General features: G+C 66.8%; 26 protein-coding genes and 1 riboswitch. Of the genes, 7 read left to right on the top strand and 19 right to left on the bottom strand.

Annotated features, from left to right (window positions below; translation table 11 throughout):
* A partial coding sequence (locus AAG801_RS21860) for a lysophospholipase (protein ID WP_341890248.1) occupies nt 1-791 on the bottom strand: 791 nt, incomplete at its 3' end.
* 73 nt (nt 792-864) lie between these two features.
* Nucleotides 865-2,373, bottom strand: a complete 1,509-nt coding sequence (locus AAG801_RS21865) for a M20 family metallopeptidase (protein WP_341890249.1) — start codon at nt 2,371-2,373, stop codon at nt 865-867.
* Nucleotides 2,374-2,464: 91 nt separating this feature from the next.
* Here AAG801_RS21865 and AAG801_RS21870 point away from each other — a divergent pair, with 91 nt between their 5' ends.
* Nucleotides 2,465-3,244, top strand: coding sequence for a DUF72 domain-containing protein (locus tag AAG801_RS21870; RefSeq protein WP_341890250.1), 780 nt, complete (start codon nt 2,465-2,467; stop codon nt 3,242-3,244).
* 22 nt (nt 3,245-3,266) lie between these two features.
* Here the strand turns inward: AAG801_RS21870 and AAG801_RS21875 are convergent, their stop codons facing one another.
* Nucleotides 3,267-3,770, bottom strand: a complete 504-nt coding sequence (locus tag AAG801_RS21875) for a polymer-forming cytoskeletal protein (protein WP_099794230.1) — start codon at nt 3,768-3,770, stop codon at nt 3,267-3,269.
* Nucleotides 3,771-3,883: 113 nt separating this feature from the next.
* Between AAG801_RS21875 and AAG801_RS21880 the strand changes: the two genes are divergently transcribed.
* A complete protein-coding gene (locus AAG801_RS21880; RefSeq protein WP_341890251.1) occupies nt 3,884-4,816 on the top strand; it encodes an ion transporter in 933 nt (310 codons plus the stop codon).
* Here the strand turns inward: AAG801_RS21880 and AAG801_RS21885 are convergent.
* The 4 genes from AAG801_RS21885 to AAG801_RS21900 all read right to left on the bottom strand — a co-directional run bounded on the left by AAG801_RS21885 (nt 4,761) and on the right by AAG801_RS21900 (nt 7,821).
* Nucleotides 4,761-5,348 carry a YigZ family protein gene (locus AAG801_RS21885; protein ID WP_341890252.1) on the bottom strand — a complete coding sequence of 196 codons (588 nt, stop codon included), beginning with the start codon at nt 5,346-5,348 and terminating at the stop codon, nt 4,761-4,763. The genes AAG801_RS21880 and AAG801_RS21885 overlap by 56 nt on opposite strands.
* Nucleotides 5,349-5,385: 37 nt before the next feature.
* Complete coding sequence (metW, locus tag AAG801_RS21890; protein ID WP_341890253.1) at nt 5,386-5,973, bottom strand: methionine biosynthesis protein MetW; 588 nt, start codon at nt 5,971-5,973, stop codon at nt 5,386-5,388.
* The gene (locus AAG801_RS21895; RefSeq protein ID WP_341890254.1) at nt 5,970-7,130 is read right to left on the bottom strand and encodes a homoserine O-acetyltransferase; all 1,161 of its coding nucleotides are present in this window, start codon (nt 7,128-7,130) and stop codon (nt 5,970-5,972) included. The genes metW and AAG801_RS21895 overlap by 4 nt, the downstream gene beginning before the upstream one ends.
* 127 nt (nt 7,131-7,257) lie before the next feature.
* Nucleotides 7,258-7,821: a TMEM165/GDT1 family protein gene (locus AAG801_RS21900; RefSeq protein ID WP_101490712.1), complete on the bottom strand. Its 564-nt coding sequence runs from the start codon at nt 7,819-7,821 to the stop codon at nt 7,258-7,260.
* A 17-nt stretch (nt 7,822-7,838) separates the two neighbouring features.
* Nucleotides 7,839-8,017, bottom strand: a riboswitch (yybP-ykoY riboswitch).
* A 259-nt stretch (nt 8,018-8,276) separates the two neighbouring features.
* Between AAG801_RS21900 and AAG801_RS21905 the strand changes: the two genes are divergently transcribed.
* On the top strand, nt 8,277-8,828 hold the full coding sequence (locus tag AAG801_RS21905; RefSeq protein ID WP_341890255.1) for an RNA-binding protein: 552 nt from the start codon (nt 8,277-8,279) through the stop codon (nt 8,826-8,828).
* A gap of 105 nt (nt 8,829-8,933) precedes the next feature.
* On the opposite strand, the gene AAG801_RS21910 is transcribed toward AAG801_RS21905, so the two are convergent.
* Genes AAG801_RS21910 through AAG801_RS21925 form a run of 4 tightly spaced genes read right to left on the bottom strand, consistent with a single transcriptional unit; the run spans nt 8,934 to nt 11,959 of the window.
* Nucleotides 8,934-9,719, bottom strand: a complete 786-nt coding sequence (locus tag AAG801_RS21910; protein ID WP_341890256.1) for an SDR family oxidoreductase — start codon at nt 9,717-9,719, stop codon at nt 8,934-8,936.
* Between the two features lie 43 nt (nt 9,720-9,762).
* Nucleotides 9,763-10,413: an LPS export ABC transporter periplasmic protein LptC gene (lptC, locus tag AAG801_RS21915; protein ID WP_341890257.1), complete on the bottom strand. Its 651-nt coding sequence runs from the start codon at nt 10,411-10,413 to the stop codon at nt 9,763-9,765.
* Nucleotides 10,410-10,958 carry an HAD hydrolase family protein gene (locus tag AAG801_RS21920; RefSeq protein ID WP_319358247.1) on the bottom strand — a complete coding sequence of 183 codons (549 nt, stop codon included), beginning with the start codon at nt 10,956-10,958 and terminating at the stop codon, nt 10,410-10,412. The genes lptC and AAG801_RS21920 overlap by 4 nt, the downstream gene beginning before the upstream one ends.
* Nucleotides 10,958-11,959, bottom strand: coding sequence for a KpsF/GutQ family sugar-phosphate isomerase (locus tag AAG801_RS21925; RefSeq protein ID WP_192194248.1), 1,002 nt, complete (start codon nt 11,957-11,959; stop codon nt 10,958-10,960). The genes AAG801_RS21920 and AAG801_RS21925 overlap by 1 nt, the downstream gene beginning before the upstream one ends.
* Nucleotides 11,960-12,045: 86 nt before the next feature.
* Here AAG801_RS21925 and AAG801_RS21930 point away from each other — a divergent pair, with 86 nt between their 5' ends.
* Nucleotides 12,046-14,037, top strand: coding sequence for a cation:proton antiporter (locus AAG801_RS21930; RefSeq protein ID WP_341890258.1), 1,992 nt, complete (start codon nt 12,046-12,048; stop codon nt 14,035-14,037).
* Between the two features lie 16 nt (nt 14,038-14,053).
* Here AAG801_RS21930 and AAG801_RS21935 read toward each other — a convergent pair whose 3' ends face one another.
* From AAG801_RS21935 to rpmH, 7 genes are all read right to left on the bottom strand, one after another.
* Entirely contained in the window at nt 14,054-14,995 is a 942-nt protein-coding gene (locus AAG801_RS21935) for a zinc ribbon domain-containing protein (RefSeq protein ID WP_341890259.1), read from the bottom strand.
* A gap of 102 nt (nt 14,996-15,097) precedes the next feature.
* On the bottom strand, nt 15,098-15,559 hold the full coding sequence (locus tag AAG801_RS21940; RefSeq protein ID WP_341890260.1) for a cyclic nucleotide-binding domain-containing protein: 462 nt from the start codon (nt 15,557-15,559) through the stop codon (nt 15,098-15,100).
* A gap of 101 nt (nt 15,560-15,660) precedes the next feature.
* A complete protein-coding gene (gene mnmE, locus AAG801_RS21945; RefSeq protein WP_341890261.1) occupies nt 15,661-17,073 on the bottom strand; it encodes a tRNA uridine-5-carboxymethylaminomethyl(34) synthesis GTPase MnmE in 1,413 nt (470 codons plus the stop codon).
* A gap of 78 nt (nt 17,074-17,151) precedes the next feature.
* Nucleotides 17,152-18,834: a membrane protein insertase YidC gene (gene yidC, locus AAG801_RS21950; RefSeq protein WP_101490704.1), complete on the bottom strand. Its 1,683-nt coding sequence runs from the start codon at nt 18,832-18,834 to the stop codon at nt 17,152-17,154.
* Nucleotides 18,831-19,118, bottom strand: a complete 288-nt coding sequence (gene yidD / locus AAG801_RS21955; RefSeq protein ID WP_101490703.1) for a membrane protein insertion efficiency factor YidD — start codon at nt 19,116-19,118, stop codon at nt 18,831-18,833. Before yidD ends, yidC begins: the two co-directional genes overlap by 4 nt.
* Complete coding sequence (locus AAG801_RS21960) at nt 19,115-19,531, bottom strand: ribonuclease P protein component (RefSeq protein WP_341890262.1); 417 nt, start codon at nt 19,529-19,531, stop codon at nt 19,115-19,117. The genes yidD and AAG801_RS21960 overlap by 4 nt, the downstream gene beginning before the upstream one ends.
* Nucleotides 19,532-19,632: 101 nt before the next feature.
* A complete protein-coding gene (gene rpmH / locus AAG801_RS21965) occupies nt 19,633-19,767 on the bottom strand; it encodes a 50S ribosomal protein L34 (protein WP_007834827.1) in 135 nt (44 codons plus the stop codon).
* A 308-nt stretch (nt 19,768-20,075) separates the two neighbouring features.
* Between rpmH and dnaA the strand changes: the two genes are divergently transcribed.
* The 3 genes from dnaA (at nt 20,076) to gyrB (ending at nt 25,407) form a co-directional block, all read left to right on the top strand.
* Complete coding sequence (dnaA, locus tag AAG801_RS21970; protein ID WP_099794245.1) at nt 20,076-21,455, top strand: chromosomal replication initiator protein DnaA; 1,380 nt, start codon at nt 20,076-20,078, stop codon at nt 21,453-21,455.
* 89 nt (nt 21,456-21,544) lie between these two features.
* Nucleotides 21,545-22,651: a DNA polymerase III subunit beta gene (gene dnaN, locus AAG801_RS21975; RefSeq protein ID WP_099794246.1), complete on the top strand. Its 1,107-nt coding sequence runs from the start codon at nt 21,545-21,547 to the stop codon at nt 22,649-22,651.
* Nucleotides 22,652-22,785: 134 nt separating this feature from the next.
* The gene (gyrB, locus tag AAG801_RS21980) at nt 22,786-25,407 is read left to right on the top strand and encodes a DNA topoisomerase (ATP-hydrolyzing) subunit B (protein ID WP_341890263.1); all 2,622 of its coding nucleotides are present in this window, start codon (nt 22,786-22,788) and stop codon (nt 25,405-25,407) included.
* A gap of 81 nt (nt 25,408-25,488) precedes the next feature.
* On the opposite strand, the gene AAG801_RS21985 is transcribed toward gyrB, so the two are convergent.
* Complete coding sequence (locus AAG801_RS21985; protein ID WP_341890264.1) at nt 25,489-26,625, bottom strand: ABC transporter substrate-binding protein; 1,137 nt, start codon at nt 26,623-26,625, stop codon at nt 25,489-25,491.
* Nucleotides 26,626-26,862: the final 237 nt, after the last annotated feature.

The following is a 26,862-nucleotide window of genomic DNA, read 5'->3' on the forward strand; positions in this document are numbered from 1 at the left end:
AGCTCGTTGAAAAGCTCGTGGTACAGCGCGTCGAAGCACTTCGCCTCGACCTTGCCGCTGGGCGCCGCGGCCGCCGCGAAGGCACGGCTGGCGGCAGGCCGCACGAGCCGGTCGTCGCCTGCATAGATCAGCAGCGTGGGCACCGGCCAGCGCGCCGCATGCTGCTGCACCGTGGCGCCTTCGTAGGCGAGAAAACGCGCCAGCCGGCTGCCGATGCGGTCGTGCGTGAGCGGATCGTCGCGGTAGGCCTGCACCACCACCGGGTCGTGCGAAAGGTAGTTGTCGTCGAGCCCGTTGCCCACGCGCAGGTTGGGCGCGATGCGCGGCAGCACGGCCAGCAGCATCTTCTGGACGCCGTTCAGCCCCGGGTCGAGCCCCGGCGACGACAGCACCAGCGCATCGACCGGCCGCACGCCGCGCGCCACCAGGCTCGCGGCGACCAAGCCACCCAGGCTGTGGCCCAGCAGCACCAGCGGCACGCCGGGGTTCTCGCGGCGCGCGTCGTCGATCACCAGGGCCAGGTCGTCGACCAACCGCAGTTCGCTGGGCAGGCCGCCGCGCGCACCGGTCGATTCGCCGTGCCCGTGGTGGTCGTGCGCCCAGACCGCGAAGCCCCAGGCGTGCAGCTGCTTGGCCAGGCCGTGGTAGCGCCCCGCGTGCTCGCCCAGCCCGTGCACCACGACCACGACGGCGCGGGGTGTGCCGGCGACGGGCAGCCGCCGCAGCGCCAGCGTCTCGCCGTCCGACGTGGACAGCGACACGCGGTGCGGCAAGGGCAGCGCGTCGCTCACTAGTGCACCCTTGGCGCTGCGCGCCTTCCCGCCAAGCGGGAGCGAGCTTGCTTGGGGCGGCCCGGCGCGGCGCTCAAGCCGCCACCGGCTCCGCAGCCGCGGCGCGGTGCGCGACCGGCAGGGCCGCGATGACCTCGGCCACGGCGGCCGTCAGTTTCTTGGCGTAGGGCACGTGCAGGAACTCGTTGGGGCCGTGCGCGTTGCTCTTCGGGCCGAGCACGCCGCAGACCATCATCTGCGCCGTCGGGAAGCCGGCGCTCAGCATGTTCATGAGCGGGATCGTGCCGCCCTGGCCGATGTAGCCGCACGAGGCGCCGAAGTGCGCGCGCGAGGCCTTGTTGAGCGCGTCCTCGAACCATGGCGTGATGGTCGGTGCGTTCCAGCCGGTGGCGCCACTGCCTTCGAAGGTGACGCGCGCCTGGTAGGGCGCGTTGTCTTCGAGCAGGGCCTTGAGCTTTTGCACCGTCTCGGCCGCATCGACCAGCGGCGGCAGGCGCAGCGACAGCTTGAAGGCGGTGTAGGGGCGCAGCACGTTGCCCGCGTCCTTCAGGGCCGGGAAGCCTTCGGCGCCGGTCACCGACAGCGTGGGCTTCCAGGTGCGGTTGAGCAGGGCTTCGAGCGGGTCGGTGGTGGTCGGCAGCGCGAACATGGTCGAGCCGCCGCAGTCGTAGTGCGCCCACGGGAAGCGCTTGTAGACCTCGTCGCCGAGGATGGCGGCGGTGGCCTTGGCCTGCGCCAGGCGGTCGGCAGGCACTTCGCAGTGGAAGCTCGCGGGCAGCAGGCGGCCGGTGGCGCTGTCTTCGAGGCGGTCGAGCACCTGCCGCATGATGCGGAAGCTCGAGGGCACGAGGCCCGAGGCGTCACCCGAGTGGATGCCTTCGGTCAGCACCTCGACCTTGAGCGTGCCGCTGGCCATGCCGCGCAGCGAGGTCGTGAGCCACAGCTGGTCGTAGTTGCCGGCGCCCGAATCGAGGCAAATCACCAGCTCGACCTGGCCCAGGCGCGGACGCAGCGCGTCGACATACGGCAGCAGGTCGTAGGAGCCGCTTTCCTCGCAGGTCTCGATGAGGCCGACGATGCGCGGATGCGCCACGCCCTGGGCCTTGAGCGCCTGCAGCGCGGCCACGCTGGCGTACACGGCGTAGCCGTCGTCGGCGCCGCCGCGGCCGTAGAGCAGGCCGTTCTCGTACTTGGGTGTCCACGGGCCGAGGTCGTTGCGCCAGCCGGTGAATTCGGGTTGCTTGTCGAGGTGGCCGTACATGAGCACGGTCTCGGCCATGTTGGTGCCGCTGGCCGGCACTTCGAAGAACAGCACCGGCGTGCGGCCTTCGAGGCGCACGATCTCGAGCTTCAGACCTTCGACCTTCTGCGCCTCGACCCAGGCCGCGGCGTTGCGCAGCACGGTCTCCAGGTAGCCGTTGGCCGACCAGTCCTTGTCGAAGCCGGGCGACTTGGCGGGAATGGCGATGTAGTCGGTGAGTTGCTTGACGATGTCGCCGTCCCATTGGGCGGTGACATCAGAGAGGGCGCGCGTCGCGTCGAGCGTGCCGGCGGGCATTTCACGGTGCAGGGGGGCGTTCATCGGGGGTTCTCCGCGGGGACGAAAAAACGCATTTTGCGCCTCGCGGCGAGCGCGCGTAGAGTGCGGGCGATCTCAAAACCCGGAGCGCAATGTGAGCAAGGCACCATCGACGCGAATCAAGGTGGGGATAGGCGGCTGGACCTACGAGCCCTGGCGCGACAACTTCTACCCCAAGGGCCTCGCGCAAGCGAAGGAGTTGAACTACGCGAGCCGGCAGGTGAGCGCCATCGAGATCAACGGCACCTACTACAGCACCTTCAAGCCCGAGACCTTCCGCAAGTGGCACGACGACACGCCGGACGGCTTCATGTTCTCGATGAAGGCCTCGCGCTTCACCACCAACCGCAAGGTGTTGGCGAGCGCGGGCGAGTCGGTCCAGCGCTTCATCGACAGCGGCGTGAGCGAGCTGGGCGACAAGCTCGGGCCGATCGTGTGGCAGTTCATGCCGACCAAGCAGTTCGATGCGGAAGACTTCGAGGCGTTTCTGGAGCTGCTGCCCAAGAAGGAAGGCAGCCGCGTGCTGCGCCACGTGATGGACGTGCGCCACGAGAGCTTCATCACGCCCGCCTACAAGGCGCTCGCGAAGAAGCACAAGGTGTCGACCGTGTTCACCGACGCCGACAAGTTTCCGTCGTTCGAGGAGCCCGAAGGCGACGTCGCCTATGCGCGGCTCATGATGGCCGACGCGAAGCTCAAGACGGGCTACGGGCCGAAGGCGCTCGACACCTGGGCCGAGCGCGCGCAGGGCTGGGCCGCTGCACCGAAGGCGCGCGACGTGTTCGTGTACTTCATCAACGGCGCCAAAGAAAAGGCACCGGCCGCGGCCGGTGCCTTGCTGGAGCGCCTGGGATGGGAGCCGCCGGCCGCCTGAGGGGCGGCCTGCATCGGCTGGCTTACGACGCCTTGGCGCCGAAGCTGATTTCGCCCGACAGCTGGCCGCCTTCTTCGATCACGATCTTGCCGTAGCGGATCTTGCCGGTGACCTTGCCGGTCGAGTGGATGACGAGCTTTTCGCGCACGGTGAGGTTGCCGTCGAACACGCCGCGGATTTCGGCGATGTCGATTTCGGCCGAGCCCTTGAATTCGCCCTGTTCGGCGATCTGCATCAGGCGCGAGTCCATGGTCGCCTCGACCAGGCCTTCGACCACGAGCGTGTCGCAATCGGTGATCTCGACGCCCTTGAGCTTGATGTTCGGGCCGACGGTGAGCTTGCTGCCGCCTTCCTTGACGGCGGGAGCGGCTGCCACCGGGGCCAGGCCGGCCTGCGCGGTCAACGAGGAGGGATTGACGGGAGTGCCCGAGAGATTGGTGCCCGAACCAACCAGCGGTGCGGGACGGGAAGTCAGCGAGTCGGTGTCACGATCGCGCTTGCCGAAAAAGGGGGACTGTGTGGCCAATGGGGAGCTCCTCAAGAAAGGGGACTATCGTAAGAAGGCGCTCGCGGCATGCCGCACTTCATTGCGCAAGAAGCGTAACTGAATAAGTCGCCCGGCCCCATGACAATGCCCTCATGACCCGCCTGATTCGCCCGAACATCGAAGCCCTGTCCACGCCCGCTGCCACCGACTCGCGGTTCGACAAGCCGGCGAGCGGTTGGCGCCGCAAGCTGTTCACCGTGATCTTCGAGGCCGACACGCCCGCCGGCCTGTGGTTCGACCTGACGCTGATCGCGGTGATCGTGATGAGTGTGCTGGTCGTCATCCTGGACAGCGTGCAGTCGATCCGCGACCAGTGGCGCCCTCTGTTCAATGGGCTCGAATGGATGTTCACCATTCTTTTCACGCTGGAGTACATCGCGCGACTGTGCTGCGTGAACAAGCCGCTGCGCTACGCGCTGAGCTTCTACGGGGTGATCGACCTGCTGGCGCTGCTGCCGACCTTTCTCGTCGCGCTCGCGCCCGAGCTGGCCTACCTGATCGACGTGCGCATCCTGCGGCTGCTGCGCGTGTTCCGCATCTTCAAGCTGTCGCGCTATTCGGTGGAGTACCGCGCACTGGTGTCGGCGGTGGCGTCCAGCCGCCGCAAGATCACGGTGTTCGTGGGCTTCGTGATGCTCGTGGTGCTGGTGATGGGCACGCTGATGTACGTGGTCGAAGGCCCGGTGCACGGCTTCACCAGCATCCCGGTGGCGATCTACTGGGCGATCTCGACCATGGCCACGGTCGGCTTCGGCGACCTCGTGCCCAAGACCGACCTGGGCCGCGCGATCGCCTCGGTGATGATGCTGCTGGGCTGGGGCGTGCTGGCCGTGCCCACCGGCATCGTGACGGCCGAGATGACGCGGCGCGGTGTCGACGACGACCTGGCCGAGCCGATCGCGCTCGCATCGCGCGGCGTGCTCGCCCTCACGGCGGAGCCGGCTTCAGGCAAGGCGCCGGCGAAGCGGCTCACGCCGTCGGCCAGACGACGCGCCCTTGCGCAGCATCGTCGAGGCGCGCGATGAAGGCGTCGGCCTCGGGTGCGGACAGCGCGAAGGCAAAGCGCACGTCATCGCCGTGCTGCACGTCTTCGAGCACCGCGCCGATGGCGGTCAGCTCGCGCCGCACCAGTCCCTCGAGCGCGTAGGGCACGGCGCACTGCAGGTGGCGCAGGCGCACGAGCGGCACCAGCGTGGCGCCCAGCAAGGCCTGCGCGATGGCATCGGTGTAGGCCCGCACGAGGCCGCCGGCGCCGAGCTTCACGCCGCCGAAGTAGCGCACCACGGTGGCGAGCGCGCCTTCCACCTGCTGGTGGCGCAGCACTTCGAGCATCGGACGGCCGGCCGTGCCGCCGGGCTCGCCGTCGTCGTTCGCAGCCGACTGGCCGCCGGCCATCAACGCCCAGCACACGTGCGCGGCGCCCGGATGTTCGGCGCGCAGCGAGGCGACCACCGCCAGCGCCGCCGCGCGGTCGGGCACCGGTTGCACGCAGCCGATGAAGCGGCTTTTCTTGATGAGCAGTTCGCTGTGAACCGGCTGCGCGAGCGTGAAGCTCATTCCGACCCGATGTCCGTGCGGTGCAAGGGCGGCGTGCTCAGCCGCCCCGCTCGAACTTGAAGACCGCGGTGCTGGCGCGCGCGTTGGGCAGCCAGCGCACGTCGCGGCCGTTCTGCAGGCCGAAGGCGTCGAGCACGCGCAGGTTGTTCTTGCCGGCCAGCACCTCGAAGTCCTTGTAGGTGCCGACGCGGATGTTGGGCGTGTCGTACCACTGGTAGGGCAGGCGGCGCGTCACGGGCATGCGCCCGCGCGCCACGCTCAGGCGGTTGGGCCAGTGCGCGAAATTGGGAAAGGCGACGATGCCGAAGCGGCCCACGCGCGCGGTCTCACGCAGCATGACCTCGGCATTTCGCAGGTGCTGCAGCGTGTCGATCTGCAGCACGACGTCGAAGGTGGCGTCGTCGAACATCGCCAGGCCTTCGTCGAGGTTCAGCTGGATCACGTCGACGCCGCGGCGGATGCACTGCAGCACGTTGCCGTCGGCAATCTCCACGCCGTAGCCGGTGCAGCCGCGCTCGCGCTGCAGCAGGTCGAGCAGGGCGCCGTCGCCGCAGCCCAGGTCGAGCACGCGCGAGCCCTTCGGCACGAGCTGTGCAATCAGTCGCTGATGTTCGATGTCGCTCATTGGAATTCCTTGGCGACGCGTTCGAAGTACGAGCGCACCACGCCCATGTAGCGCACGTCGTCGAGCAAAAAGGCGTCGTGGCCGTGCGGCGCGTCGATCTCGGCGTAGCTCACGTTGCGGCGGTTGTCGAGCAGCGCCTTCACGATCTCGCGGCTGCGCGCGGGCGAGAAGCGCCAGTCGGTCTTGAAGCTCACGAGCAGGAACTTGGCCGTGGCCTGCGCCAGCGCGGTGCTGAGCTGGCCGCCGTGGTGGCGCGCGGGGTCGAAGTAGTCGAGCGCGCGGGTGATCAGCAGGTAGGTGTTGGCGTCGAAGTACTCGCTGAACTTGTCGCCCTGGTAGCGCAGGTAGCTTTCGATCTGGAACTCGACGTCCTGCGTGGAATAGAGGTAGTCGAGCCCCGCCACTTCGCCTTCGACAGCGCTACGCAGGATGCGCCCGAACTTGGCGTTCATCACGTCGTCGCTCAGGTAGGTGATGTGGCCGATCATGCGGGCGATGCGCAGGCCGCGCTTGGGGATCACGCCGTATTCGTAGAAGTGGCCGCCGTGGAAGTCGGGGTCGGTCACGATGGCCCGGCGCGCCACCTCGTTGAAGGCGATGTTCTCGGCCGTGAGGTTGGGCGCGCTGGCCACCACCACGGCGTGCCGCACGCGATCGGGGTACTGCAGCGTCCACGACAGCGCCTGCATGCCGCCGAGGCTGCCGCCCATCACGGCCGCGAGCGTCTGGATGCCGAGCGCGTCGAGCAGCACGGCCTGGGCGTCGACCCAGTCTTCGACCGTGACCACCGGAAAGTCGGCGCCGTAGACGCGGCCGTTGGCGGGGTTCACGTGCATCGGGCCGGTCGAGCCGAAGCAGGAGCCGAGGTTGTTGACGCCGATCACGAAGAAGCGGTCGGTGTCCAGCGGCTTGCCCGGGCCCACCATGTTGTCCCACCAGCCCTCGGAGCGGGCCTGGCCCTCGTACACGCCCGCAACGTGGTGCGAGGCGTTGAGCGCATGGCACACCAGCACCGCATTGCTGCGCTCGGCGTTGAGGGTGCCGTAGGTTTCGTAGGCGAGCGTGTAGCCGCTGATCGAAGTGCCGCTGCGCAGGGCCAGCGGGCCTGCGAACTGCATCGACTGCGGAGTGACGACCAAAGGTGATGGCGACGACATGAATGAAAAAACCCGGCCTCGCCAAAAACGAGCCGGGTTCGGCAGCCGTCTTTAGCAGAATTTATAAAGCGCCCGCAAGCTGAAGCAAATCGGCGCCGGGCAAGTATAGCCCCGTGACTTTTTCCTGCTACCAGCCGACGATCATCACGACGCCCAGCACCAGGAAGATCGCCGCCGAGATGCCGTGCACGAGCTTGATCGGCACTCGCCGCACGATCTTGTCGCCCAGCCACACCACCGGCGCATTGGCCAGCATCATGCCCAGCGTGGTGCCGACGACGACCCAGGCGTAGTCCTGCGTGAAGCGGGCGGCCAGCATGACGGTCGCGATCTGGGTCTTGTCGCCCATCTCGGCCAGGAAGAAGGCGATCACGGTGGTGCCGAAGACGCCGAACTTCGAGACGCCGGGGGCGTCGTCTTCATCGAGCTTGTCGGGAATCAGCATCCAGACGGCCATCGCGATGAACGAGCCGCCCAGAATCCAGCGCAGCACCTCGGGGCCGAGCCAGCGCGTGATGTAGTTGCCGACCGCGCCGGCCAGCGCGTGGTTGACGACCGTGGCAACGAAGATGCCGAGCACGATCGGCCAGGGTTTCCTGAAGCGCGCGGCCAGCAAAAGGGCCAGGAGTTGGGTCTTGTCGCCCATTTCGGCGAGCGCAACCACGCCCGTTGCAACGAGAAAAGCTTCCATGAGAGATGTGGGGTTCCTTGGGCCGAAGGACGCAATTGACCGCACAACACCTTCGGCCATATTCCCGAAGTTGTGCGGTCAAAGGTCTCGCCAGGTGTGTTCACTGCACGCGCCATGTCCTCGTGGGGCAAGGACAAGTCTGTTGACGCGGGCCCTTCTCGTATACGGAAGGCGGCTACTCCCCAATGACCCGCAAATTGTAGCCGCATCGTCAATTCCCCCGGCTCAAACAGGTAGGCGTGCGCTAACTTCGATTGACTTCAAAAGTCGCTACCTCAAGACGCAAATTCATGCTTGCTTTTTTGATATTTCACCCATAATGCACGAGCCTCCCTCTTGATTTTGGGAGGGAGCAACTCGGTGATCGGTCAGTTTCGCGCGGCTCGGCGGCTCTCGTTTGAGTGATGCTTTCGGGACTCCATCGCTTTTCTTGATGTGTTTATAGGAGTCCCTTGATGGGCAACAAACTCTACGTCGGCAACCTGCCTTACTCGGTGCGCGACGGTGATCTCGAACAGGCCTTTGGCCAGTTCGGCGCAGTGACCAGCGCCAAGGTCATGATGGAGCGCGACACGGGCCGCTCGAAGGGCTTCGGCTTTGTCGAGATGGGCAGTGACGCGGAAGCACAGGCCGCCATCAACGGCATGAACGGCCAACCCCTGGGTGGTCGCAGCGTGGTCGTCAACGAGGCACGTCCCATGGAAGCACGTCCCCCCCGCAGTGGCGGCGGTGGCGGCTACGGCGGCGGTGGTGGTGGTTATGGCGGCGGTGGTGGCGGTGGCTACGGCGGCGGCGGTGGTGGCGGCTACGGTGGTGGCGGCGGTGGCCGTTCCGGCGGTGGCGGCGGCTACGGCGGCGGCGGTGGTGGTCGTTCGGGTGGCGGCGGCGGTGGTGGCGATGGCGGTTTCCGCAGCCCCTACGGCGCAGGTCCCCGTGGCGGTGGCGGCGGTGGTCGCAGCGGCGGCGGTGGTGGCGGCTACGGCGGCGGCGGCAACGGTGGGTACTGACCCCCGTTCATTCCTTCGCATGCCTCACGGCACACAAACACAAAAGGCTCCCTCGGGAGCCTTTTTTCTTTGGCTGCGCGCCGCGCCGTTCGGTGCTGCTGACGCTCAGGCTTCGCCGCTGCGCTTCTTGCGCGCCCGGCCCTGCACCGCGCGGTCGAGCACGGCGTTGGGCAGCAGGCGCATGACCTTGGCGACCACGCCCATCTGCCACGGAATCACGCGGTAGCTGGTGCCGGCCGCGATGGCGCGCAGCGCCTGGGCCGCAAAGTCTTCGGGCTGCATGAGAAAGGGCATGCCGTAGCGGTTGCCCTGCGTCAGCGGCGTGTCGATGTAGCCCGGGCACAGCGTGACGACCTTCACGCCGCTGGTGCGCAATTCCCCGCGCAGGCTCTCACAGTACGCCACCACGCCGGCCTTGCTCGCGCAGTAGGCGCCGTGCCCCGGCAGCCCACGGATGGCGGCGACGCTGCCGATACCCACGAGCCGCCCGCTGCCGCGCTGCACCATGGCCTGCACGAAGGGATGGAAGGTGGCGGCCAGCCCCACGTTGTTGACGGCGAAGGTGCGCGCCAGCACGTCGAGGTCCGACCGGTCGGCCGTGTCGATGCCGATGCTGATGCCCGCGTTGGCGATCACCGCGTCGGGCACGCCCTGGCGCGCGATGCAGTCGGCACCGGCGGCCACGATGCTGTCGGTGTCCGCCACGTCGGCACCGTAGACCTGGTAGCGGCCCGCGTCCAGCTGGCGACCCGTGGCCCAGGCGTCGATCTCCGCCGTGCGCCGCGCGACCAGCGCCAGCCGGTAGCCCGCGTCGTAGAAAGACGCGGCCAAAGCCTGGCCGATGCCGCTGGAGGCGCCGGTGATGAAGACGAGCGGTGCGGCGGTGGTCATGTATCGGTCGTCTCCCGGGAACTTGTTTTTGTATTGCAGCCGCTCAGCGCGGCTTGCCCGCCGCGGCCGACGGCACCAGCATGCCGCGCACGCGGCCTGTGAGGTTGGCCACGCCGCTCAGGTTGTCGTAGTCGAGCGAATCGCCGGTGAACTGGTCGCTGCCGCGGATGAGGGTGACCGGCTTGTTCGACTGCACCTTCTCGGTGTCGAGGAACGCGTGCAGGAATTCGCCGCGGAACTCCAGCCGCGGCGTGGCCTTGCCGCCCGCGCTGACCGCCGGTTCGCGGATCACGATCGCGTTGCCGAACAGCTGGATCTCGCTGCCGTCGGCATTCGACAAGCCCCGGTTCGCCGACGAGCGCGTGACCAGCCCCTCGGGCGAGATCGAGCGCATGCGCACCTGGTCGACCTCGATGGTGTCGGTGTCGGGGTAGTGCCGCCCCTCGACGCCGTGCAGCTCGCTGCGCAGGTCGCCGTTGGGCAGGAAGTTCTTGATGACGAAGTCCCGCATGAAGTAGTCGGGCTCGTGCGTGGGTGCGGCCTTGACGGTGGGCTCCAGCAGCTTGGGCGCGTTGCGCACCAGCCAGTAGGTGCCCAGCGCCACGCCGAACATCAGGATGATCGGCAGGTAGATGGTGCTGCGGTCGAGCACATCGCGCGTGAGGTTCCAGGCGCGTCGCAGCTGCGGGCTCATGGTCGGGGTCCCAGGGCAGCGTCGAGCAACGGGCGGTACTGGCCGCAGGCCGTCAGCAGCAGGTCGCAGAATTCGCGCGCCGCGCCTTCGCCGCCGCGCGCGGTGGTGACATAACGCGCCACGGCACGCACCTCGGCGTGCGCGTTGGCCGGCGCCGCCGCGAAGCCGACGCGGGTCAGCACGGGCAGGTCGGGCCAGTCGTCGCCGATGGCGGCGGCCTGCGCCCAGGTGAAGCCGAGCTGCGTCAGCATGGCTTCGGCGGCGGGCAGCTTGTCTTCGGTGCCGTAGCGCACGTGCTCGATGCCCAGCGCCTCGAGCCGCACGCGCAGCGGCTTGGAGTCGCGCCCGGTGATCACGGCCGGCGTAATGCCGGCCTTGCGCAGCAGCTTGAGGCCGTAGCCGTCGAGGATGCTGAAGCGCTTGAGCGTCTCGCCGTGCTCGGTGAAGTACACGCCGCCGTCGGTCAGCACGCCGTCGATGTCGAAGAAGACGATGCGCACATCTTGCGCGGCCAGCAGGGTCTCGGCCTGGAAATCAAGCGGCATCAGATGACCTTCGCGCGCATCAGGTCGTTGGTGTTCACCGCGCCGACGATCACCCCCGCGCTGTCGATCACGAACAGGCGGGTGATGCCGCATTGCTCCATGAGTTCGGCCGCCTCCACCGCCAGCGCGTCGACGCGGATGGTGCGCGGGTCGCGGTGCATGATGTCGGCCGCCTTGGGCGTGCGCAGGTCGGCGCCCGCCTCGATCAGGCGGCGCAGGTCGCCGTCGGTGAAGATGCCCAGCGCCCGGCCATCGGGCTCGACCACCGCGGCGGCGCCGAAACCCTTGATGCTCATCGCGCGCATCAGCTCGCTGACGGTGGCGTTCGGCGGCACGCACGGCACCTCGTCGCCCGAGCGCATGACGTCGCTCAGGTGGGTGAGCAGCTTGCGGCCCAGCGCGCCGCCGGGGTGCGAACGCGCGAAATCTTCGGAGCCGAACCCGCGCGCGTCGAGCAGGGCCACGGCCAGCGCGTCGCCCATGGCGATCTGGGCGGTGGTGCTCGCGGTGGGTGCGAGGTTCAGCGGGCAGGCTTCCTTGGCGACGCCGGCATCGATCACGATGTCGGCGTGGCGCGCCAGGGTGGAATCGGCACGGCCGGTGATAGCGATCAGGGGCACGCCCTGGCGCTTGACCACCGGCAGCAGCACGGTGAGCTCGTCGACCTCGCCACTGTTGGAAATGGCGAGCACAAGATCGACCGACTTGATCATGCCGAGGTCGCCGTGGCTCGCCTCGGCCGGGTGCACGAACATCGCGGGCGTGCCGGTGGAGGCGAGGGTGGCGGCGATCTTGCGGCCGACGTGGCCGCTCTTGCCCATGCCCATCACGACCACGCGGCCGCGCACTTCAAGAATCTTGCGCACGGCCTCGACAAAACTCGGACCGACGCGGGCCTTCAGGCCGAGGACGGCTTCGGCTTCGATGTCGAATGTGACGCGTGCCCGGGCCAGGATGGCTTCGGGGTCGACCATGGGGGTCGGGGCGGGGCGGGAGCTCATCGCCAGATTTTACGAGGCGGGCGCGGTCGGCGATCACATGGCCCGGGGAAGCCCGGGGCACGGACATTGCTCTAGCATCGGCGCCTATGTCTTCGTTCGATCTCACGCTGTTGTATCTGTTGGCCGCGGTGATCGGCGTGGTGGCCTGCCGGTCGCTGAAACTGCCGCCGATGCTCGGCTACCTGACGGCCGGCGTGCTGATCGGGCCGCATGCGTTCGCATTGACGGGCGGCAACGAAACCGAAGGCATCCGCCACCTGGGCGAATTCGGCGTGGTGTTCCTGATGTTCGTGATCGGGCTCGAGTTCAGCCTGCCCAAGCTGCGCGCCATGCGCAAGCACGTGTTCGGGCTGGGCCTGCTGCAGGTGCTGCTGACCATGGCGCTGGCCACCGTCGGCGCGCTGCTGATCGCGACGCAGCTGCCGCCGGCCTGGCAGCTCGGGTGGCAGACCACGCTGGCGCTGTCGAGCGCGCTCACCATGAGCAGCACGGCCATCGTGGTCAAGCTGATGGCCGAGCGGCTCGAACTGGAAAGCGAGCACGGCAAGCGCGTGATGGGCGTGCTGCTGTTTCAAGATTTGGCCGTGGTGCCGCTGCTGGTGCTAATTCCCGCCCTGGGCGCGCCGCCCGAGGCGCTGGCCAAGGCGCTGGGCTTCGCCCTGGTGAAAGCGACCTTCCTCATCGGCGTGCTGCTTTACGGCGGGCCGCGCATCATGCGCTGGTGGCTCACGCTGGTGGCGCGGCGGCGCAGCGAAGAGCTGTTCATCCTGAACGTGCTGCTGATCACGCTGGGCCTGGCCTGGCTCACCGAACTGGCCGGCCTGAGCCTGGCGCTGGGCGCGTTCATCGCCGGCATGCTGGTGTCGGAAACGGAATACAAGCACCAGGTCGAGACCGACATCCGCCCCTTTCACGACGTGCTGCTGGGGCTGTTCTTCATCACCGTCGGCATGTCGCTCGACTGGCACATCGTGGTGGAGCGCTGGCTGCTGGTGGCCGTGCTGCTGCTGGTGCCGCTGCTGTTCAAACTGGGGCTGGTGACGGTGCTGGCGCGGGTGCTGGGCGCGACCTCGGGCGTGTCGCTGCGCACCGGCTTGTACCTGGCGCAGGCCGGCGAGTTCGGCTTCGTGCTGCTGACGCTCGCACAAGAGCGCAGCCTGCTGCCGCCGTGGCTGGCCAACCCGGTGCTGGCGTCGATGGTGCTGTCGATGCTGGCCACGCCCTTCATCATCATGTACAGCAACGCCATCGTGCGCAAGCTGGTGGCCAGCGACTGGCTGCAGCAGTCGCTGCAGATGACGAGCATCGCGCGCAAGACCATCAACACGGCGCAGCACGTGATCATCTGCGGCTACGGGCGCTGCGGCCAGAACCTGGCGCGCATCCTGGAGCGCGAAGGCATTCCCTACATGGCGCTCGACCTCGACCCCGACCGCGTGCGCCAGGCCGCCGCGGCCGGCGATTCGGTGGTGTTCGGCGACGCGGCGCGGCTGCAGGCGCTGATGGCGGCAGGCCTGGCGCGCGCCAGCGCGGTGGTGGTCACCTACCTCGACGTGGGGGGCGCGATGAAGGTGCTGGCCAACACCCGTGCCCACGCGGCGCACGTGCCGGTGATCGTGCGCACCCAGGACGACCACGACCTCGAGAAGCTGCAGGCCGCCGGCGCGACCGAGGTGGTGCCAGAGGCCATCGAGGGTTCGCTGATGCTCGCCAGCCATGCGCTGGCGCTGGTCGGCGTGCCGATGCGGCGCGTGATCCGCGTGGTGCAGGACCAGCGCGACGCGCGCTACAACCTGCTGCGCGGCTACTTCCACGGCGCCGACGACGACAACGCCGACGAGATCGATCACGAGCGCCTGAACAGCTTCACGCTCACGCCGGGCGCACGCGCCATCGGCCAGACGCTGGGACGGATGGCGCTGCCGACGCTGGGCGTGCGCGTGGCCAACCTGCGCCGGCAGGACGGTCAGGCGCGCGTGCCGGACGACGACACGCTGCTGTCGGACGGCGACACCCTGGTGCTGTCGGGCAAGCCCGCCGCGCTGGCGATTGCCATCGAGCGGCTGCAGAAGGGCTGAAGCCGCTCACGCCGGCTCAGTTCAAGAGCGACGGGTTGCGCTTTTCTTCGTCGATGCGCTGCTGACGGCGCACCGCTTCGCACTGCGCGTGCGACCTGTACTCGGGCTTCGTGCACTGGGCCGCCATGCATTGCGCCTTGGCGATGAAGTTGCGGTCACCGCATTGGGCCTGCGGATCGGCTGGTGGGGCCGGTGTTGCGGGCGCGGGTGCCGGGGCGGCCGCCACAGGCGCGGCGGCGGCCGGGGCCTGGGGCGTCGGTGTGGGAGGTGTCACCGGCTTGCGCGGCTTGGCGACGGGCGTCGGCTTGGGTGCGGCTTCCGCGGGCTCGGCGACCGCCTCTGCGGGTGGCGGTTCGACCACGGGCGGCGCCGGCTCGGTCGCGAGGGGCGGTGGCTCGACCGCTGGAGGCGCCACGACCGGCGCTGGCGCAGTGGCAGGAGGTGGCGTCACGGCCAACTCGGGCGCCTTGTTGTCGGTCCCATAGCCCAGCCAGCCCGCGACCACCAGCAGCAGCGCGACGATGAGCAGCCCCAGCCACAGACCGATGCCGCGCGGGCGCAGCACCGGTTCGGGCGGCTTGATGCGCTTGACCTTGATCCGCGTCTTTGGCCGGTCGACCCGTGGAGAGGGAGGCAAGGACGATGCGGCACCTCCGCGCCCCGATGCCACGATCACGGTTTTTTCGTCCATCGGCGACGGTGGCGGTGGCGGCGGTTCGGGCATCCAGCCGTTGGAGGCCGGCGACGATGCGCGCTTCGACTCGGCGGGATCGAACAACGGTGCGGGAATGGTCGGCGCGCGCAGCTGGGCCGGTGCGGTGGTGGCCCATTCGCGGTCGGCAGGACTGGGCGCCGGGGGCGGCACGCGGTCGGCGGCCGACAGCCGGCCACCGCAGCTTCTGCAGAAGTTGGCACCGTCGCGGTTGTCCGCGTCACAGACCGGGCAGATCAAGGCCATGGCTCACCAGCAATTCTCAGGATCAGAAACGAAGACTTGTTCTTGTTGTTGTTGTTGTGCGGCGGCTGGCAGCGCGCGGCGAGCCGGAAGGCTCAGCTCAGCTCAGGTGACGGCCACCCGCTTGGAGCGGTGCGCCATGCGCTTGGCGATCACGGCGCCGAGCGCCATCGCGATGTCCAGCGCCGTGTTGGGCTGGCGGTTCGACATCTCGGAGAACCGCACGGCCGTGAGGCGCCACACGCGTCCCGCGCCCGTGACCACCACGTTGGCCGCATGCGGCTCGCGAGAAAAGAACGAGCCTTCGCCCACCACCGAGCCGGGCGACAGCACGGCCAGGCGCATCTGCTCCTTGCTGCTGACGCGGTGCACGCTGATGGCGCCGCTTTCGACGAAGTACACCGAGCGGTCGTGCGTGCCCTGCGAGATCAGCACGTCGCCGATGGTTGTTTCGATGGGCTGCAAGTAGCCCGCGAGCGTGTCCCATTGCGCGACGCTCAAGGTCAGCGCGAACGCGTCGGCGCTCGGGTTCTCCGCAATGGAGCGGCTCAGGTTCTGGATGGACATGTTTTTCTCGACCCCCGCAAGTGATCCGAAGTATCCGCGAAGGCCCCGAGGTTCGGCTACAACTGTTTACGCTTTCCCCGGCGAAGCGCACGCATGTGTCGCTATTTGCCGATACAGAAGCGCGAAAAGATGACACCCAGCAGATCGTCCGCGCCGAACTCGCCGGTGATCTCGTTGAGCGCGTTCTGCGCCAGCCGCAGTTCCTCGGCCAGCAGGTCGAGCAGCTGCGCCTGCGCCGCCAGGTGGGCGGCCGCCAGCGTGAGGTGCGTCTCGACCCGGGCCAGCGCCTGCACGTGGCGCGCGCGCGCGAGGTAAACGCCTTCGGGCACGGCCTGCCAGCCGGCCATGGCGAGCAGCTGGTCGCGCAGCGCCTCGATGCCTGCGCCGGTCTTGGCCGACAGGGCAATGCCTTCGGCGGGCGGCACGGCCGATGATGCAGCGTCCTGCTTGTTCCACACATCGAGCACTGGCACGCTCGCCGGCAGCTTGCGCCGCAGGCCCGCCAGGATCTCGGCGTCGGCGGCGGCGTAGTCGGGCTGGTCGGCGCGCGTGAGGTCGTGCAGGAACAGCACGGCGTCGGCGCTTTCGATCTGGCCCCAGGCGCGCGCCACGCCGATCTGCTCGACCTCGTCGGTGCTGTCGCGCAGGCCGGCGGTGTCGGCCACGTGCAGCGGCACACCGTGGATCTGGATGGTCTGCGAGACCACGTCGCGCGTGGTGCCCGCGATGGCGCTCACGATGGCCAGCTCGGCGCCGGCCAGTGCGTTGAGCAGCGAACTCTTGCCCGCGTTGGGCTGGCCCGCGATCACCACCTTGATGCCTTCGCGCAGCAACGCCCCTTGTTTGGCACGCAACTGCACGGCGGCCAGCTGCGCCTGCAGCCGCTGAAGCTGGCCCGTGGCATCGGCTTTCTGCAGGAAGTCGATCTCTTCCTCGGGAAAGTCGAGCGTGGCTTCGACCAGCATGCGCAGGTGGATCAGCGCGTCGCGCAGCGTGTGGATCTCGCGCGAGAACGCGCCCGACAGCGAGCGCCCGGCGCTGCGCGCGGCCGCTTCGGTGCTCGCGTCGATCAGGTCGGCGATGGCCTCGGCCTGGGCCAGGTCGATCTTGCCGTTGAGAAAGGCGCGCTGGCTGAACTCGCCCGGCTCGGCCACGCGCAGGCCGGACAGCCGCGGGCGGTGGGTAGCCGGATCGACTTCAGCCGCGGCTTCGAGGCAGCGCGACAGCAAGAGCTGCAGCACAACCGGGCCGCCGTGCGCCTGCAGCTCGAGCACGTCTTCGCCGGTGTAGGAATGCGGCGTCGGAAAGTGAATCGCCAGGCCGTGATCGACCGGCTCGCCCTGCGCATCGCGAAAGGGCAGGTAGGTGGCTTCGCGTGGCTTGAGCGCACGGGCGCACAGCGCTTCGACCAGCGGCGCCAGCCGGGCGCCCGACACGCGAACGATGCCGACCGCTCCGCGCCCCGGGGCGGTGGCGATGGCGACGATGGGATCGGAGGTGCGGGCGAGGGTCATGACAGCGCGATTCTTTCAGCAAAAAGCAAAGGGCCGCGGATGCGGCCCTTTGCGGGTGGCGGAGGCCGTGCGGCTTGCTTACTTGCCCAGCACGCCCAGTCGCTTGTTGATGAACCACTGCTGCGCGATCGACAGCACGTTGTTCGTGATCCAGTACAGCACCAGGCCGGCCGGGAAGAAGATGAACATCACGCTGAACGCGAGCGGCATGATCCACATCAGCTTGGCCTGCATCGGATCGGGCGGCGTCGGGTTGAGCCAGGTCTGGAACAGCGAGGTGAGCGTCATCACGACCGGCAGGATGTACCAGGGATCGGGTGCCGACAGGTCGGTGATCCAGCCAATCCACGGGGCGTGGCGCATTTCAACCGACGACAGCAGCACCCAGTACAGCGCAATGAACACCGGGATCTGGATCACGATGGGGAAGCAGCCGCCCATCGGATTGACCTTTTCGGTCTTGTAGATCCGCATCATTTCTTGCTGCATTTCTTGCGGCTTGTCCTTCAGCCGCTCGCGCATTTCCATGATCTTCGGGTTGATGGCCTTCATCTTGGCCATGCTGGCGTAGGCCTTGGCGTTGAGCCAGTAGAAGGCCGCCTTCAGCAGCACCACGAGCGCGACGATCGACCAGCCCCAGTTGCCCAGGATGCCGTGCAGCTGCGTGAGCAGCCAGTACAGCGGCTTGGAGATGATCGCGAAGATGCCGTAGTCCTTCACCAGGTCCAGGCCGGGGGCGATGGCTTCGAGCTTCTTTTCTTCTTCGGGGCCGGCGAACAGCGCGCTGTTCACGACCTGCGTGGCGCCGGGGGCGATCTTCGGCAGCGTGGCCACCATGGCCACGGTGAAGAGGTTGTCGCCCAGGTCCTTCACGCGGAATTCGCGACGCAGCTGTTCGCTGGCCGGGTCGCCCTTGAGCAGCCATGCCGACGCGAAGTAATGCTGCACCATCGCGATCCAGCCGTCGTTGGCCGGCGGCGGCGGCTCGATCTTGCCCTTGGCGATGTCCTTGAAGTCGAGCTTGTGGAACTTCTTCTCGTTGGTGTACGCGGCCGGACCGGTGAAGGTGTTGGTGCCGAACATGGTGCCGGCGGCCACGGTGCCATGGCGCAGCAGCTGCATGTACAGCTGCGCGTCGCGCGGCTGGTCGCTCACATTGACCACTTCGTGGCGCACGCCGATGACGTAGTCGTCACGCTTGAACACGTAGGTCTTGATGTACTTCAGGCCACCGACCGGGGCGCTTTCGAAGCTCACTTCGAGCGTGTTCTGGCCATCGGCCATCGCGCGCGGACCGGCCTTCGGCGTCATGGCCGTCAGGTGGTTGGGGAAGGCTTCGCCAGCGACGGGGTTCAGCAGGCCGGTCTGGGCGACGTAACGCGTGGCGGGCGAGCCGTTCTCGAACAGCACGACGCGCTTCGTGCGGTCGGCTTCGTCGAACTTGAGCAGTTCGAGGTGGTTGACCGTGGCGCCTTCGCTGTCGATCGTCGCCTTGAACAGGTCGGTGGTCACCACGACCTGCTCGCGCGGCGCGGCCGGCGCCGCCTGCGTGGGCACGGCACCTGCGGTGCCGCCGGCCGCGGCAGCCGCGGTCGGCACGCCGTTGTTGGTGGCGGTACCGGCGGCCGGCGCCGTGACGGCGGGCTTGGTCGACGGCAGGAAGGTCGGCTTGTTGCCGTTGAAGACCTGCCATTGGTCCCACAGCAGCACGAGCGAGAAACCAAAAATCACCCACAGGATCGTGCGGCGGATATCGTTCATGACGAAGACTTCTTGTCGGAGGAGAGAAGAGACGAAAACAGCGATCCTGACTTGTCAGTGCGACGCTGTGATTTCGGTGGAACCGGATCGTGGCCGCCCTGGCACCAGGGCTGGCAGCGCGCGATGCGGTACAGAGTCAGGTAGCTGCCCTTGAGCGCGCCGTGCACTTCCAGTGCCTCGATCGAATACACGGAGCAGGTCGGCGTGAAGCGGCACGACTGCCCGAGCCAGGGGCTCAGCAGCAGGCGGTAGCCCTTCACGAGGCCGATCAGCAGGCGTTTCATGCGGAGGCGCGTGCAGGGGAGGGCGCGGCTGGCGGGCGCCCGGCGCGCGCCAGCAGTTGCTGGAGCTCGGCGCGCACGGCGGCCTTGAGCGCGTCCGAGGAGGCGCTCACGAATACCTTGCGATCGAAACCGGCGCGCAAACGCACCACGTGCGCGGCACGCGGCAACACAACGCCGGGCGCGGCGCTCACGGTGTAGATCTGGCGCTTGATGGCGTTGCGCGTCACCGCGCGGCGTGCCCAGCGCTTGGGCACCATGGCACCCAGCCAGACCTCATCGGACGGAAACAGCAAAGCGGCGCCCGATGCGGAAACATCGAGCGCACAGCGGTGCAATGCGAAATGGGCAGTGCGCGCCACGGTGGCACCTGCGAGGACGGCCTGGAATTGCGCGCGGGTCTTGAGCCGCTGCAAAGAAGCCGGGCCGCGGACGTCGCTGCTGGCGGGGCCAGGCGCAGAGGCTGCAGGAGCCTGCGCGGACGTATCGGCGGCTGACAACGGCAGGTGGGGTGCCGTCAGACGGCCAGGCGCTTGCGGCCCTTGGCGCGGCGTGCGTTGATCACGGCGCGGCCGCCACGGGTCTTCATGCGGACCAGAAAGCCGTGGGTACGGGCGCGGCGGACTTTGGATGCTTGGTAAGTGCGTTTCATGATGGTTTCCTGATTCCCTGTTTGCGCCGGTTTCCGCATGAAGGCATGCACAAACCCGACGAGCGCTGGGGGAGCGAGTTTCGGATGGCCCCCGAAAGACGCTGTGAAGGCTTTTCAGGGAAACCCGCAATTATCGCAAACATTGGCCGCGGGAACAATCTTCGACTGGATTTGCGGGCCTTTCCATGTGCAGCGCAGCATGTGGATAAGGTTTTGACAAGTTAGAATGCCCGGCGCCTTCCAGCAGAGAATATCCACAATACCTATACAAGAAATGCCCGAAGGTTTCCTCACTTTTTCAAGCACCCATGTCGACTGACGGCATCGGCGAAAGCCTGTGGCAAGCCTGCGTCGACCAGCTCGCGCAGGAGCTGTCCGAGCAGCAGTTCAATACCTGGATCAAACCCCTCAACGCGCAGGTCGCCGACGACCTTTCGCGCATGACGGTGTTCGTCGCCAACCGCTTCAAGCTCGACTGGATCCGTGCCCAGTACGCCGGCAAGATCGCGGCCATGGCCGAGAAGATGTACGGCCAGCCGGTCACCATCGAGTTAGCGCTCGCTCCGCGCGAAGCCCCCGTCCGTGTTGCTCCCATGGCCATCATGGCCGAAACGGATGTGCCGCGCGACGTGGCCGGCCCGGGCGAAGAGCCGGCCGCCGCCGGCTTCAAGAACCGCCTCAATTCGGGGCTCACTTTCGACACCCTGGTCGAGGGCACGGCCAACCGCATGGCACGCGCCGCAGCGATGCACGTGGCCGGCATGCCGGGCCATCTGTACAACCCGCTTTTCATCTACGGCGGCGTCGGCCTGGGCAAGACCCACCTGATGCACGCGGTGGGCAATCGGCTGCTGGCCGACCGGCCCGATTCGAAAGTTCTCTACATCCACGCCGAGCAGTTCGTTTCGGATGTGGTCAAGGCCTATCAGCGCAAGACTTTCGATGAGTTCAAGGAGCGCTACCACTCGCTCGATCTGCTGCTGATCGACGACGTGCAGTTCTTCGCCAACAAGGACCGAACGCAGGAAGAGTTCTTCAACGCGTTCGAGGCCTTGCTCGCCAAGAAGTCGCACATCGTGATGACCAGCGACACCTACCCCAAGGGTCTGGCCGACATCCACGAGCGGCTGGTGTCGCGCTTCGATTCGGGCCTCACGGTGGCGATCGAGCCGCCCGAGCTCGAGATGCGCGTGGCCATTCTGATCAACAAGGCCCGCGTCGAAGGCACCGAAATGCCCGAAGAGGTCGCCTTCTTCGTTGCCAAGAACGTGCGCTCCAACGTGCGCGAGCTCGAAGGCGCCCTGCGCAAGATCCTGGCGTACTCGCGCTTCAACCAGAAGGAGATCTCGATCGCCCTGGCGCGCGAGGCGCTGCGCGACCTGCTGTCGATCCAGAATCGGCAGATCTCGGTCGAAAATATCCAGAAGACGGTGGCCGACTACTACAAGATCAAGGTCGCCGACATGTACAGCAAGAAACGCCCGGCCAGCATTGCGCGGCCGCGGCAGATCGCGATGTACCTGGCCAAGGAGCTCACGCAGAAGAGCCTGCCGGAAATCGGCGAACTGTTCGGCGGTCGCGACCACACGACGGTGCTCCACGCGGTGCGCAAGATTTCGGGCGAGCGCCAGCAGCTCACCGAACTCAACCAGCAGCTCCACGTCCTCGAACAGACCCTCAAAGGCTGAAGCCGAATGTCATCAAGAACGCCCCTCGCGACAGCGGAGAATGGCGTCCTGAAAGCTGATTCAAAGAGATAAGAGAAGAGGAAGAAGACATGATCGTTTTGAAGGCAACCCAAGACAAAGTTCTTGCCGCCCTGCAGTCGGTGGCTGGCATCGTGGAGCGGCGTCATACCCTGCCGATCCTGGCCAATGTGCTGATCCGCAAGACCGGCGGCCAGCTGCAGCTGACCACCAGCGACCTCGAGATCCAGATCCGCACCACCGCCGAGCTCGGTGGCGACGAAGGCAACTTCACGACCACCATCGGTGCGCGCAAGCTGATCGATATCCTGCGCACCATGCCGGCCGACCAGACCGTGAGCCTCGAATCGAGCGCCAGCAAGCTGGTGCTCAAGGGTGGAAAGAGCCGCTTCACGCTGCAATCGCTGCCCGCCGAAGACTTCCCGCTGGTGCAGGAAGCCGCCAATTTCGGCCCCGTGTTCAGCGTGCCGCAAAAGACGCTCAAGGACCTGCTCTCGCAGGTCTCGTTCGCGATGGCCGTGCACGACATCCGCTACTACCTGAACGGCATCCTGTTCGTGGCCGAAGGCAAGCAACTGAGCCTGGTCGCCACCGACGGCCACCGCCTGGCGTTCTCGTCGGCGCTGCTCGACGTCGAAGTGCCGCGCCAGGAAGTGATCCTGCCGCGCAAGACCGTGCTCGAAATGCAGCGCCTCTTGTCCGACGCCGAAGGCGCTATCGAGATGCAGTTTGCGAACAACCAGGCCAAGTTCAGCTTCGGCGGCATGGAGTTCGTCACCAAGCTGGTCGAGGGCAAGTTCCCCGACTACAACCGCGTGATTCCCAAGAACCACAAGAACACCGTCACGCTCGGCCGTGCACCGCTGTTGGCCAGCCTGCAGCGCACCGCCATCCTGACCAGCGAGAAGTTCAAGGGCGTGCGCCTGAACATCGAGCCGGGCACGCTGCGCATTGCGTCGAACAACGCCGAGCAGGAAGAAGCCCAGGACGAACTCGACATCGACTACGGCGGCGACAGCATCGAAATCGGCTTCAACGTGACCTACCTGATCGACGCGCTGTCGAACATGGACCAGGACATGGTCAAGCTGGACTTGGCCGACTCCAACAGTTCGGCCTTGTTAACCATCCCCGAGAACGCATCTTTCAAGTACGTCGTGATGCCGATGCGCATCTAGACGCCCCAAGACACAGCGCCTTGCGCACACAACCCGCGGCCCCCCGCGGGTTTGCGCTTTCAAGAGGCGGCGAATTGAGCTTTTGAGAGCCCGACAAATCACGTGAATGCCGTGAGAGACAGAGGAATATCCGAATGAGTGCTGAAGAAAACAAGCCCGAAGTGCCGCACACCGAGCCGGTCTACACCCCCGAAATCCAGATCGTGGCGCCCGAAGGCGTTGTCGCCGACTCCAGCTACGGCGAAGGCGCGATCACGATCCTCGAAGGTCTGGAAGCCGTGCGCAAGCGCCCGGGCATGTACATCGGCGACACCTCCGACGGCACGGGCCTGCACCACCTCGTGTTCGAAGTGGTCGACAACTCCATCGACGAAGCGCTCGCAGGCCATTGCGACGACATCGTCGTGACCATCCACTCCGACAACTCGATCTCCGTCACCGACAACGGCCGCGGCATCCCGACCGGCGTGAAGATGGACGACAAGCACGAGCCCAAGCGCTCGGCCGCCGAAATTGCGCTCACCGAACTGCACGCCGGCGGCAAGTTCAACCAGAACAGCTACAAGGTCTCGGGCGGCCTGCACGGCGTGGGCGTTTCGTGCGTGAACGCGCTGAGCATCAAGCTGCGCCTCATCGTGCGCCGCGAAGGCAAGATCCACGAACTCGAATTCAGCCGCGGCTTCGTGCAGAACCGCCTGCTCGACACCGTGAACGGCTTCGAGGTCTCGCCCATGAAGGTCATCGGCGACACCGACAAGCGCGGCACCGAAGTGCACTTCCTGCCCGACACGGAAATCTTCAAGGAAAACAACGATTTCCACTACGAGATCCTGAGCAAGCGCCTGCGCGAGCTGAGCTTCCTGAACAACGGCGTGCGCATCCGCCTGCTCGACGAGCGCACCGGCAAGGAAGACGACTTCTCCGGCGCCGGCGGCGTGCGCGGCTTCGTGGAGTTCATCAACAAGGGCAAGACCGTCCTGCACCCGAACTCGTTCTATGCAGCGGGCGAGAAGCCGGCCGAAACCTACGGCGGCATCCCCGGCACGCACATCGGCGTCGAAGTGGCGATGCAGTGGAACAGCGGCTACAACGAGCAGGTGCTGTGCTTCACCAACAACATCCCGCAGCGTGACGGCGGCACCCACCTCACGGGCCTGCGCGCCGCGATGACCCGCGTCATCAACAAGTACATCGAAGAGAACGAGTTCGCCAAGAAGGCGAAGGTCGAAGTCACCGGCGACGACATGCGCGAAGGCCTGTGCTGCGTGCTGAGCGTGAAGGTGCCCGAGCCCAAGTTCTCGAGCCAGACCAAGGACAAGCTGGTGTCCAGCGAAGTGCGCGCACCGGTGGAAGACATCGTCGGCCGCCTGCTGACCGACTACCTGCAGGAACGCCCGAACGACGCCAAGATCATCTGCGGCAAGATCGTCGAGGCCGCCCGCGCCCGCGAAGCGGCCCGCAAGGCCCGCGAAATGACGCGCCGCAAAGGCGTGCTCGACGGCATGGGCCTGCCCGGCAAGCTGGCCGACTGCCAGGAAAAGGACCCCGCGCTGTGCGAGGTCTACCTGGTGGAGGGTGACTCCGCCGGCGGCTCCGCCAAGCAGGGCCGCGACCGGAAGTTCCAGGCCATCCTGCCGCTGCGCGGCAAGATCCTGAACGTCGAAAAAGCGCGCTACGAGAAGCTGCTCACCAGCAACGAAATTCTCACGATGATCACCGCGCTCGGTACCGGCATCGGCCGCGCCGGCGCGACCACGGCGGGCGGCGGCGCGGACGACTTCAACGTCGCCAAGCTGCGCTACCACCGCATCATCATCATGACCGACGCCGACGTCGACGGCGCCCACATCCGCACGCTGCTGCTCACGTTCTTCTACCGCCAGATGCCTGAGCTGGTCGAACGCGGCCACATCTACATCGCGCAGCCGCCGCTGTACAAGGTCAAGGTCGGCAAGGAAGAGCAGTACCTGAAGGACGGCCCTGCGCTCGACGCCTTCCTGCTCAAGGTGGCACTGAAAGACGCGAGCATCCAGACCGGCGGCGCCGCCTCGACCACGCTGTCGGGCGAGACGCTGGGCGAGCTGGCGCGCAAGCACCAGGTGGCCGAAGCCGTGATTGCGCGCCTGCGCAACTTCATGGACGCCGAAGCGCTGCGCGCCATCGCCGACGGCGTGGCGCTCGACCTCGACACACCGCCCGCCGCCGAGGCCTCGGCCGTCGCGATGCAGGCCAAGCTGCGCGAGCTCAACACGACCGGCGTGCCGGCCGAAGTGAGCAGCGAATTCGACGCCCGCACCGACAAGCCGCTGCTGCGCATCAGCCGCCGCCACCACGGCAACATCAAGTCCAGCGTGATCACGCAGGACTTCGTGCACGGCGCCGACTACGCGGCCCTGGCCGAAGCCGCCAACACCTTCCGCGGCCTGCTGAGCACCGAAGGCGCGCTGGTCAAGCGCGGCGAGGGCGAGCGCGCCAAGGAAGAGAAGGTCGACGACTTCCGCCAGGCCATGAAGTGGCTGATCGGCGAAGCCGAACGCGCCACCTCGCGCCAGCGCTACAAGGGCCTGGGCGAGATGAACCCCGAGCAGCTGTGGGAAACCACCATGGACCCGACCGTGCGCCGCCTGCTGCGCGTGCAGATCGACGACGCGATCGAAGCCGACCGCGTGTTCACGATGCTGATGGGCGACGAGGTGGAACCGCGCCGCGAGTTCATCGAGCAGAACGCGCTGCGCGCGTCGAACATCGACGTTTGATCGATTCCGCGCCACCGCGCGACACCCTTCGTGTCGCGCGGTGTGCTGCGAAGGCGTTCTGCGGACGCCCCCTTCACTCTTTCACTGCTTGCGCTGCACGAACAGGTTGCGCTTCGCGTCCTCCGGGTACGCGAAGGTGATCTGCCCGTTGCGCACCACACCCATCACCAGCATGTTGGGCGAAATCGCGTCCTTGTCGTTCTCTGAGAACGACTTGTCATAGGTCGTGACCACGCCGTAATACGGCCGCTTGGGCTGCTCGAGTGAGGCCTTGATGAACGGGCCTTCGAGCTTGCCATTCGGCACGTTGAACATCGCGTGCGCCAGCAGGTACGTGGCGTCGTAGGCCTGCGCGGCGGCCATCGGGACCGGGATGCGCTTGGTGTTGAATTTGCGCACGTAGTTGGACAGAAACGACGAGCGACGTTCGTTGCTGGGCTCGGCGATGAAGCTCTGCGCCATCAACGCGCCTTCGGCGGCATCGCGCGCGCCATCGATGAAGGACGGGAAGGACAGCGGCCAGGCGCCGACCTGCGGCACCTTCCAGTTCAGGGCCTGGCGGCCGCGCGCGATGACGGCGTTTTCGGGGCCCACGGTGTAACTGAAGATGACGTCCGCACCGGCCGCCTTGGCCTCCGACAGCTCCTTCGTCAGGTCTTTCACGCCGAGCGGAAAGCGGCCCACGTACACGGGCTTGAGGTTCTTGGCCGCCAGCGCTTTTTCGACGTCCTTCACGCCCGCCTCGCCGTACCCGGTGGTGTCGTGCAGCACGGCGACCCGTTTCCAGCCCCGCGCCAACAGGTCGTCGACCACGAAAGGCGCCTGAATGCTGTCTTTGGGCGAGGTGCGAAAGATATAGCTCGTGACCGGCGGATAGGTCGAGGTCAGCGCTGAACCGGTGGCACAGGGCACGATCAGCGGCAATTTCGCGTCATTGAAAACCGCCAATGATTTCATCGCCACGCCGGTATTGCAGAAGCCGATGGTGGCGACCACTTTGTCATTGACGAGGGCCTGGGATTGCGAATGGCCGATGTCCGGATTGGCCTGATCGTCCTTGATCACGAGTTCGAGCGAGCGCCCGAGATACCCGCCCACGGCATTGATTTCGTCGACGGCCATCTTCACGCCGTTGAGCATGGGCAGGCCGAAATCGGCCGACGGCCCTGTGAATGGGCCGATGACGCCGATGCGGATCGGCGCGGGTTGCTGCGCCATGGCCTGGACAGACATTCCAAAACCCATCAGCAAAAAGATGAACCGGTAATTTGAATGAGGCATTTTGGTTTCAGCGCTTTGGAAGAAAGGCCGAGCCTAATTTCTTTGTGCGCCCGCCAATAGCTAGGGTATGCCCAGTCAATTGCGCACTAATTCCGTCTTTTGTTGCCGATTGAGCACAGACCATGGAGGGGCACCGGATCGAGGGGTGCGCGCGAGCCCCGTCTCAGGGTTTCC

The sequence above is a fragment of the Variovorax sp. YR752 genome (assembly GCF_943372545.1).

Excerpts from the sequence above, each read along its gene's own strand:
- AAG801_RS21865 (WP_341890249.1), bottom strand. The coding sequence starts at position 2,373 with ATGAACGCCCCCCTGCACCGTGAAATGCCCGCCGGCACGCTCGACGCG.
- AAG801_RS21880 (WP_341890251.1), top strand. The coding sequence starts at position 3,884 with ATGACCCGCCTGATTCGCCCGAACATCGAAGCCCTGTCCACGCCCGCT.
- AAG801_RS21885 (WP_341890252.1), bottom strand. The coding sequence starts at position 5,348 with ATGAGCTTCACGCTCGCGCAGCCGGTTCACAGCGAACTGCTCATCAAG.
- metW (WP_341890253.1), bottom strand. The coding sequence starts at position 5,973 with ATGAGCGACATCGAACATCAGCGACTGATTGCACAGCTCGTGCCGAAG.
- AAG801_RS21895 (WP_341890254.1), bottom strand. The coding sequence starts at position 7,130 with ATGTCGTCGCCATCACCTTTGGTCGTCACTCCGCAGTCGATGCAGTTC.
- AAG801_RS21900 (WP_101490712.1), bottom strand. The coding sequence starts at position 7,821 with ATGGAAGCTTTTCTCGTTGCAACGGGCGTGGTTGCGCTCGCCGAAATG.
- AAG801_RS21905 (WP_341890255.1), top strand. The coding sequence starts at position 8,277 with ATGGGCAACAAACTCTACGTCGGCAACCTGCCTTACTCGGTGCGCGAC.
- AAG801_RS21910 (WP_341890256.1), bottom strand. The coding sequence starts at position 9,719 with ATGACCACCGCCGCACCGCTCGTCTTCATCACCGGCGCCTCCAGCGGC.
- lptC (WP_341890257.1), bottom strand. The coding sequence starts at position 10,413 with ATGAGCCCGCAGCTGCGACGCGCCTGGAACCTCACGCGCGATGTGCTC.
- AAG801_RS21920 (WP_319358247.1), bottom strand. The coding sequence starts at position 10,958 with ATGCCGCTTGATTTCCAGGCCGAGACCCTGCTGGCCGCGCAAGATGTG.
- AAG801_RS21925 (WP_192194248.1), bottom strand. The coding sequence starts at position 11,959 with ATGAGCTCCCGCCCCGCCCCGACCCCCATGGTCGACCCCGAAGCCATC.
- AAG801_RS21930 (WP_341890258.1), top strand. The coding sequence starts at position 12,046 with ATGTCTTCGTTCGATCTCACGCTGTTGTATCTGTTGGCCGCGGTGATC.
- AAG801_RS21935 (WP_341890259.1), bottom strand. The coding sequence starts at position 14,995 with ATGGCCTTGATCTGCCCGGTCTGTGACGCGGACAACCGCGACGGTGCC.
- AAG801_RS21940 (WP_341890260.1), bottom strand. The coding sequence starts at position 15,559 with ATGTCCATCCAGAACCTGAGCCGCTCCATTGCGGAGAACCCGAGCGCC.
- mnmE (WP_341890261.1), bottom strand. The coding sequence starts at position 17,073 with ATGACCCTCGCCCGCACCTCCGATCCCATCGTCGCCATCGCCACCGCC.
- yidC (WP_101490704.1), bottom strand. The coding sequence starts at position 18,834 with ATGAACGATATCCGCCGCACGATCCTGTGGGTGATTTTTGGTTTCTCG.
- yidD (WP_101490703.1), bottom strand. The coding sequence starts at position 19,118 with ATGAAACGCCTGCTGATCGGCCTCGTGAAGGGCTACCGCCTGCTGCTG.
- rpmH (WP_007834827.1), bottom strand. The coding sequence starts at position 19,767 with ATGAAACGCACTTACCAAGCATCCAAAGTCCGCCGCGCCCGTACCCAC.
- dnaA (WP_099794245.1), top strand. The coding sequence starts at position 20,076 with ATGTCGACTGACGGCATCGGCGAAAGCCTGTGGCAAGCCTGCGTCGAC.
- dnaN (WP_099794246.1), top strand. The coding sequence starts at position 21,545 with ATGATCGTTTTGAAGGCAACCCAAGACAAAGTTCTTGCCGCCCTGCAG.
- gyrB (WP_341890263.1), top strand. The coding sequence starts at position 22,786 with ATGAGTGCTGAAGAAAACAAGCCCGAAGTGCCGCACACCGAGCCGGTC.
- AAG801_RS21985 (WP_341890264.1), bottom strand. The coding sequence starts at position 26,625 with ATGGCGCAGCAACCCGCGCCGATCCGCATCGGCGTCATCGGCCCATTC.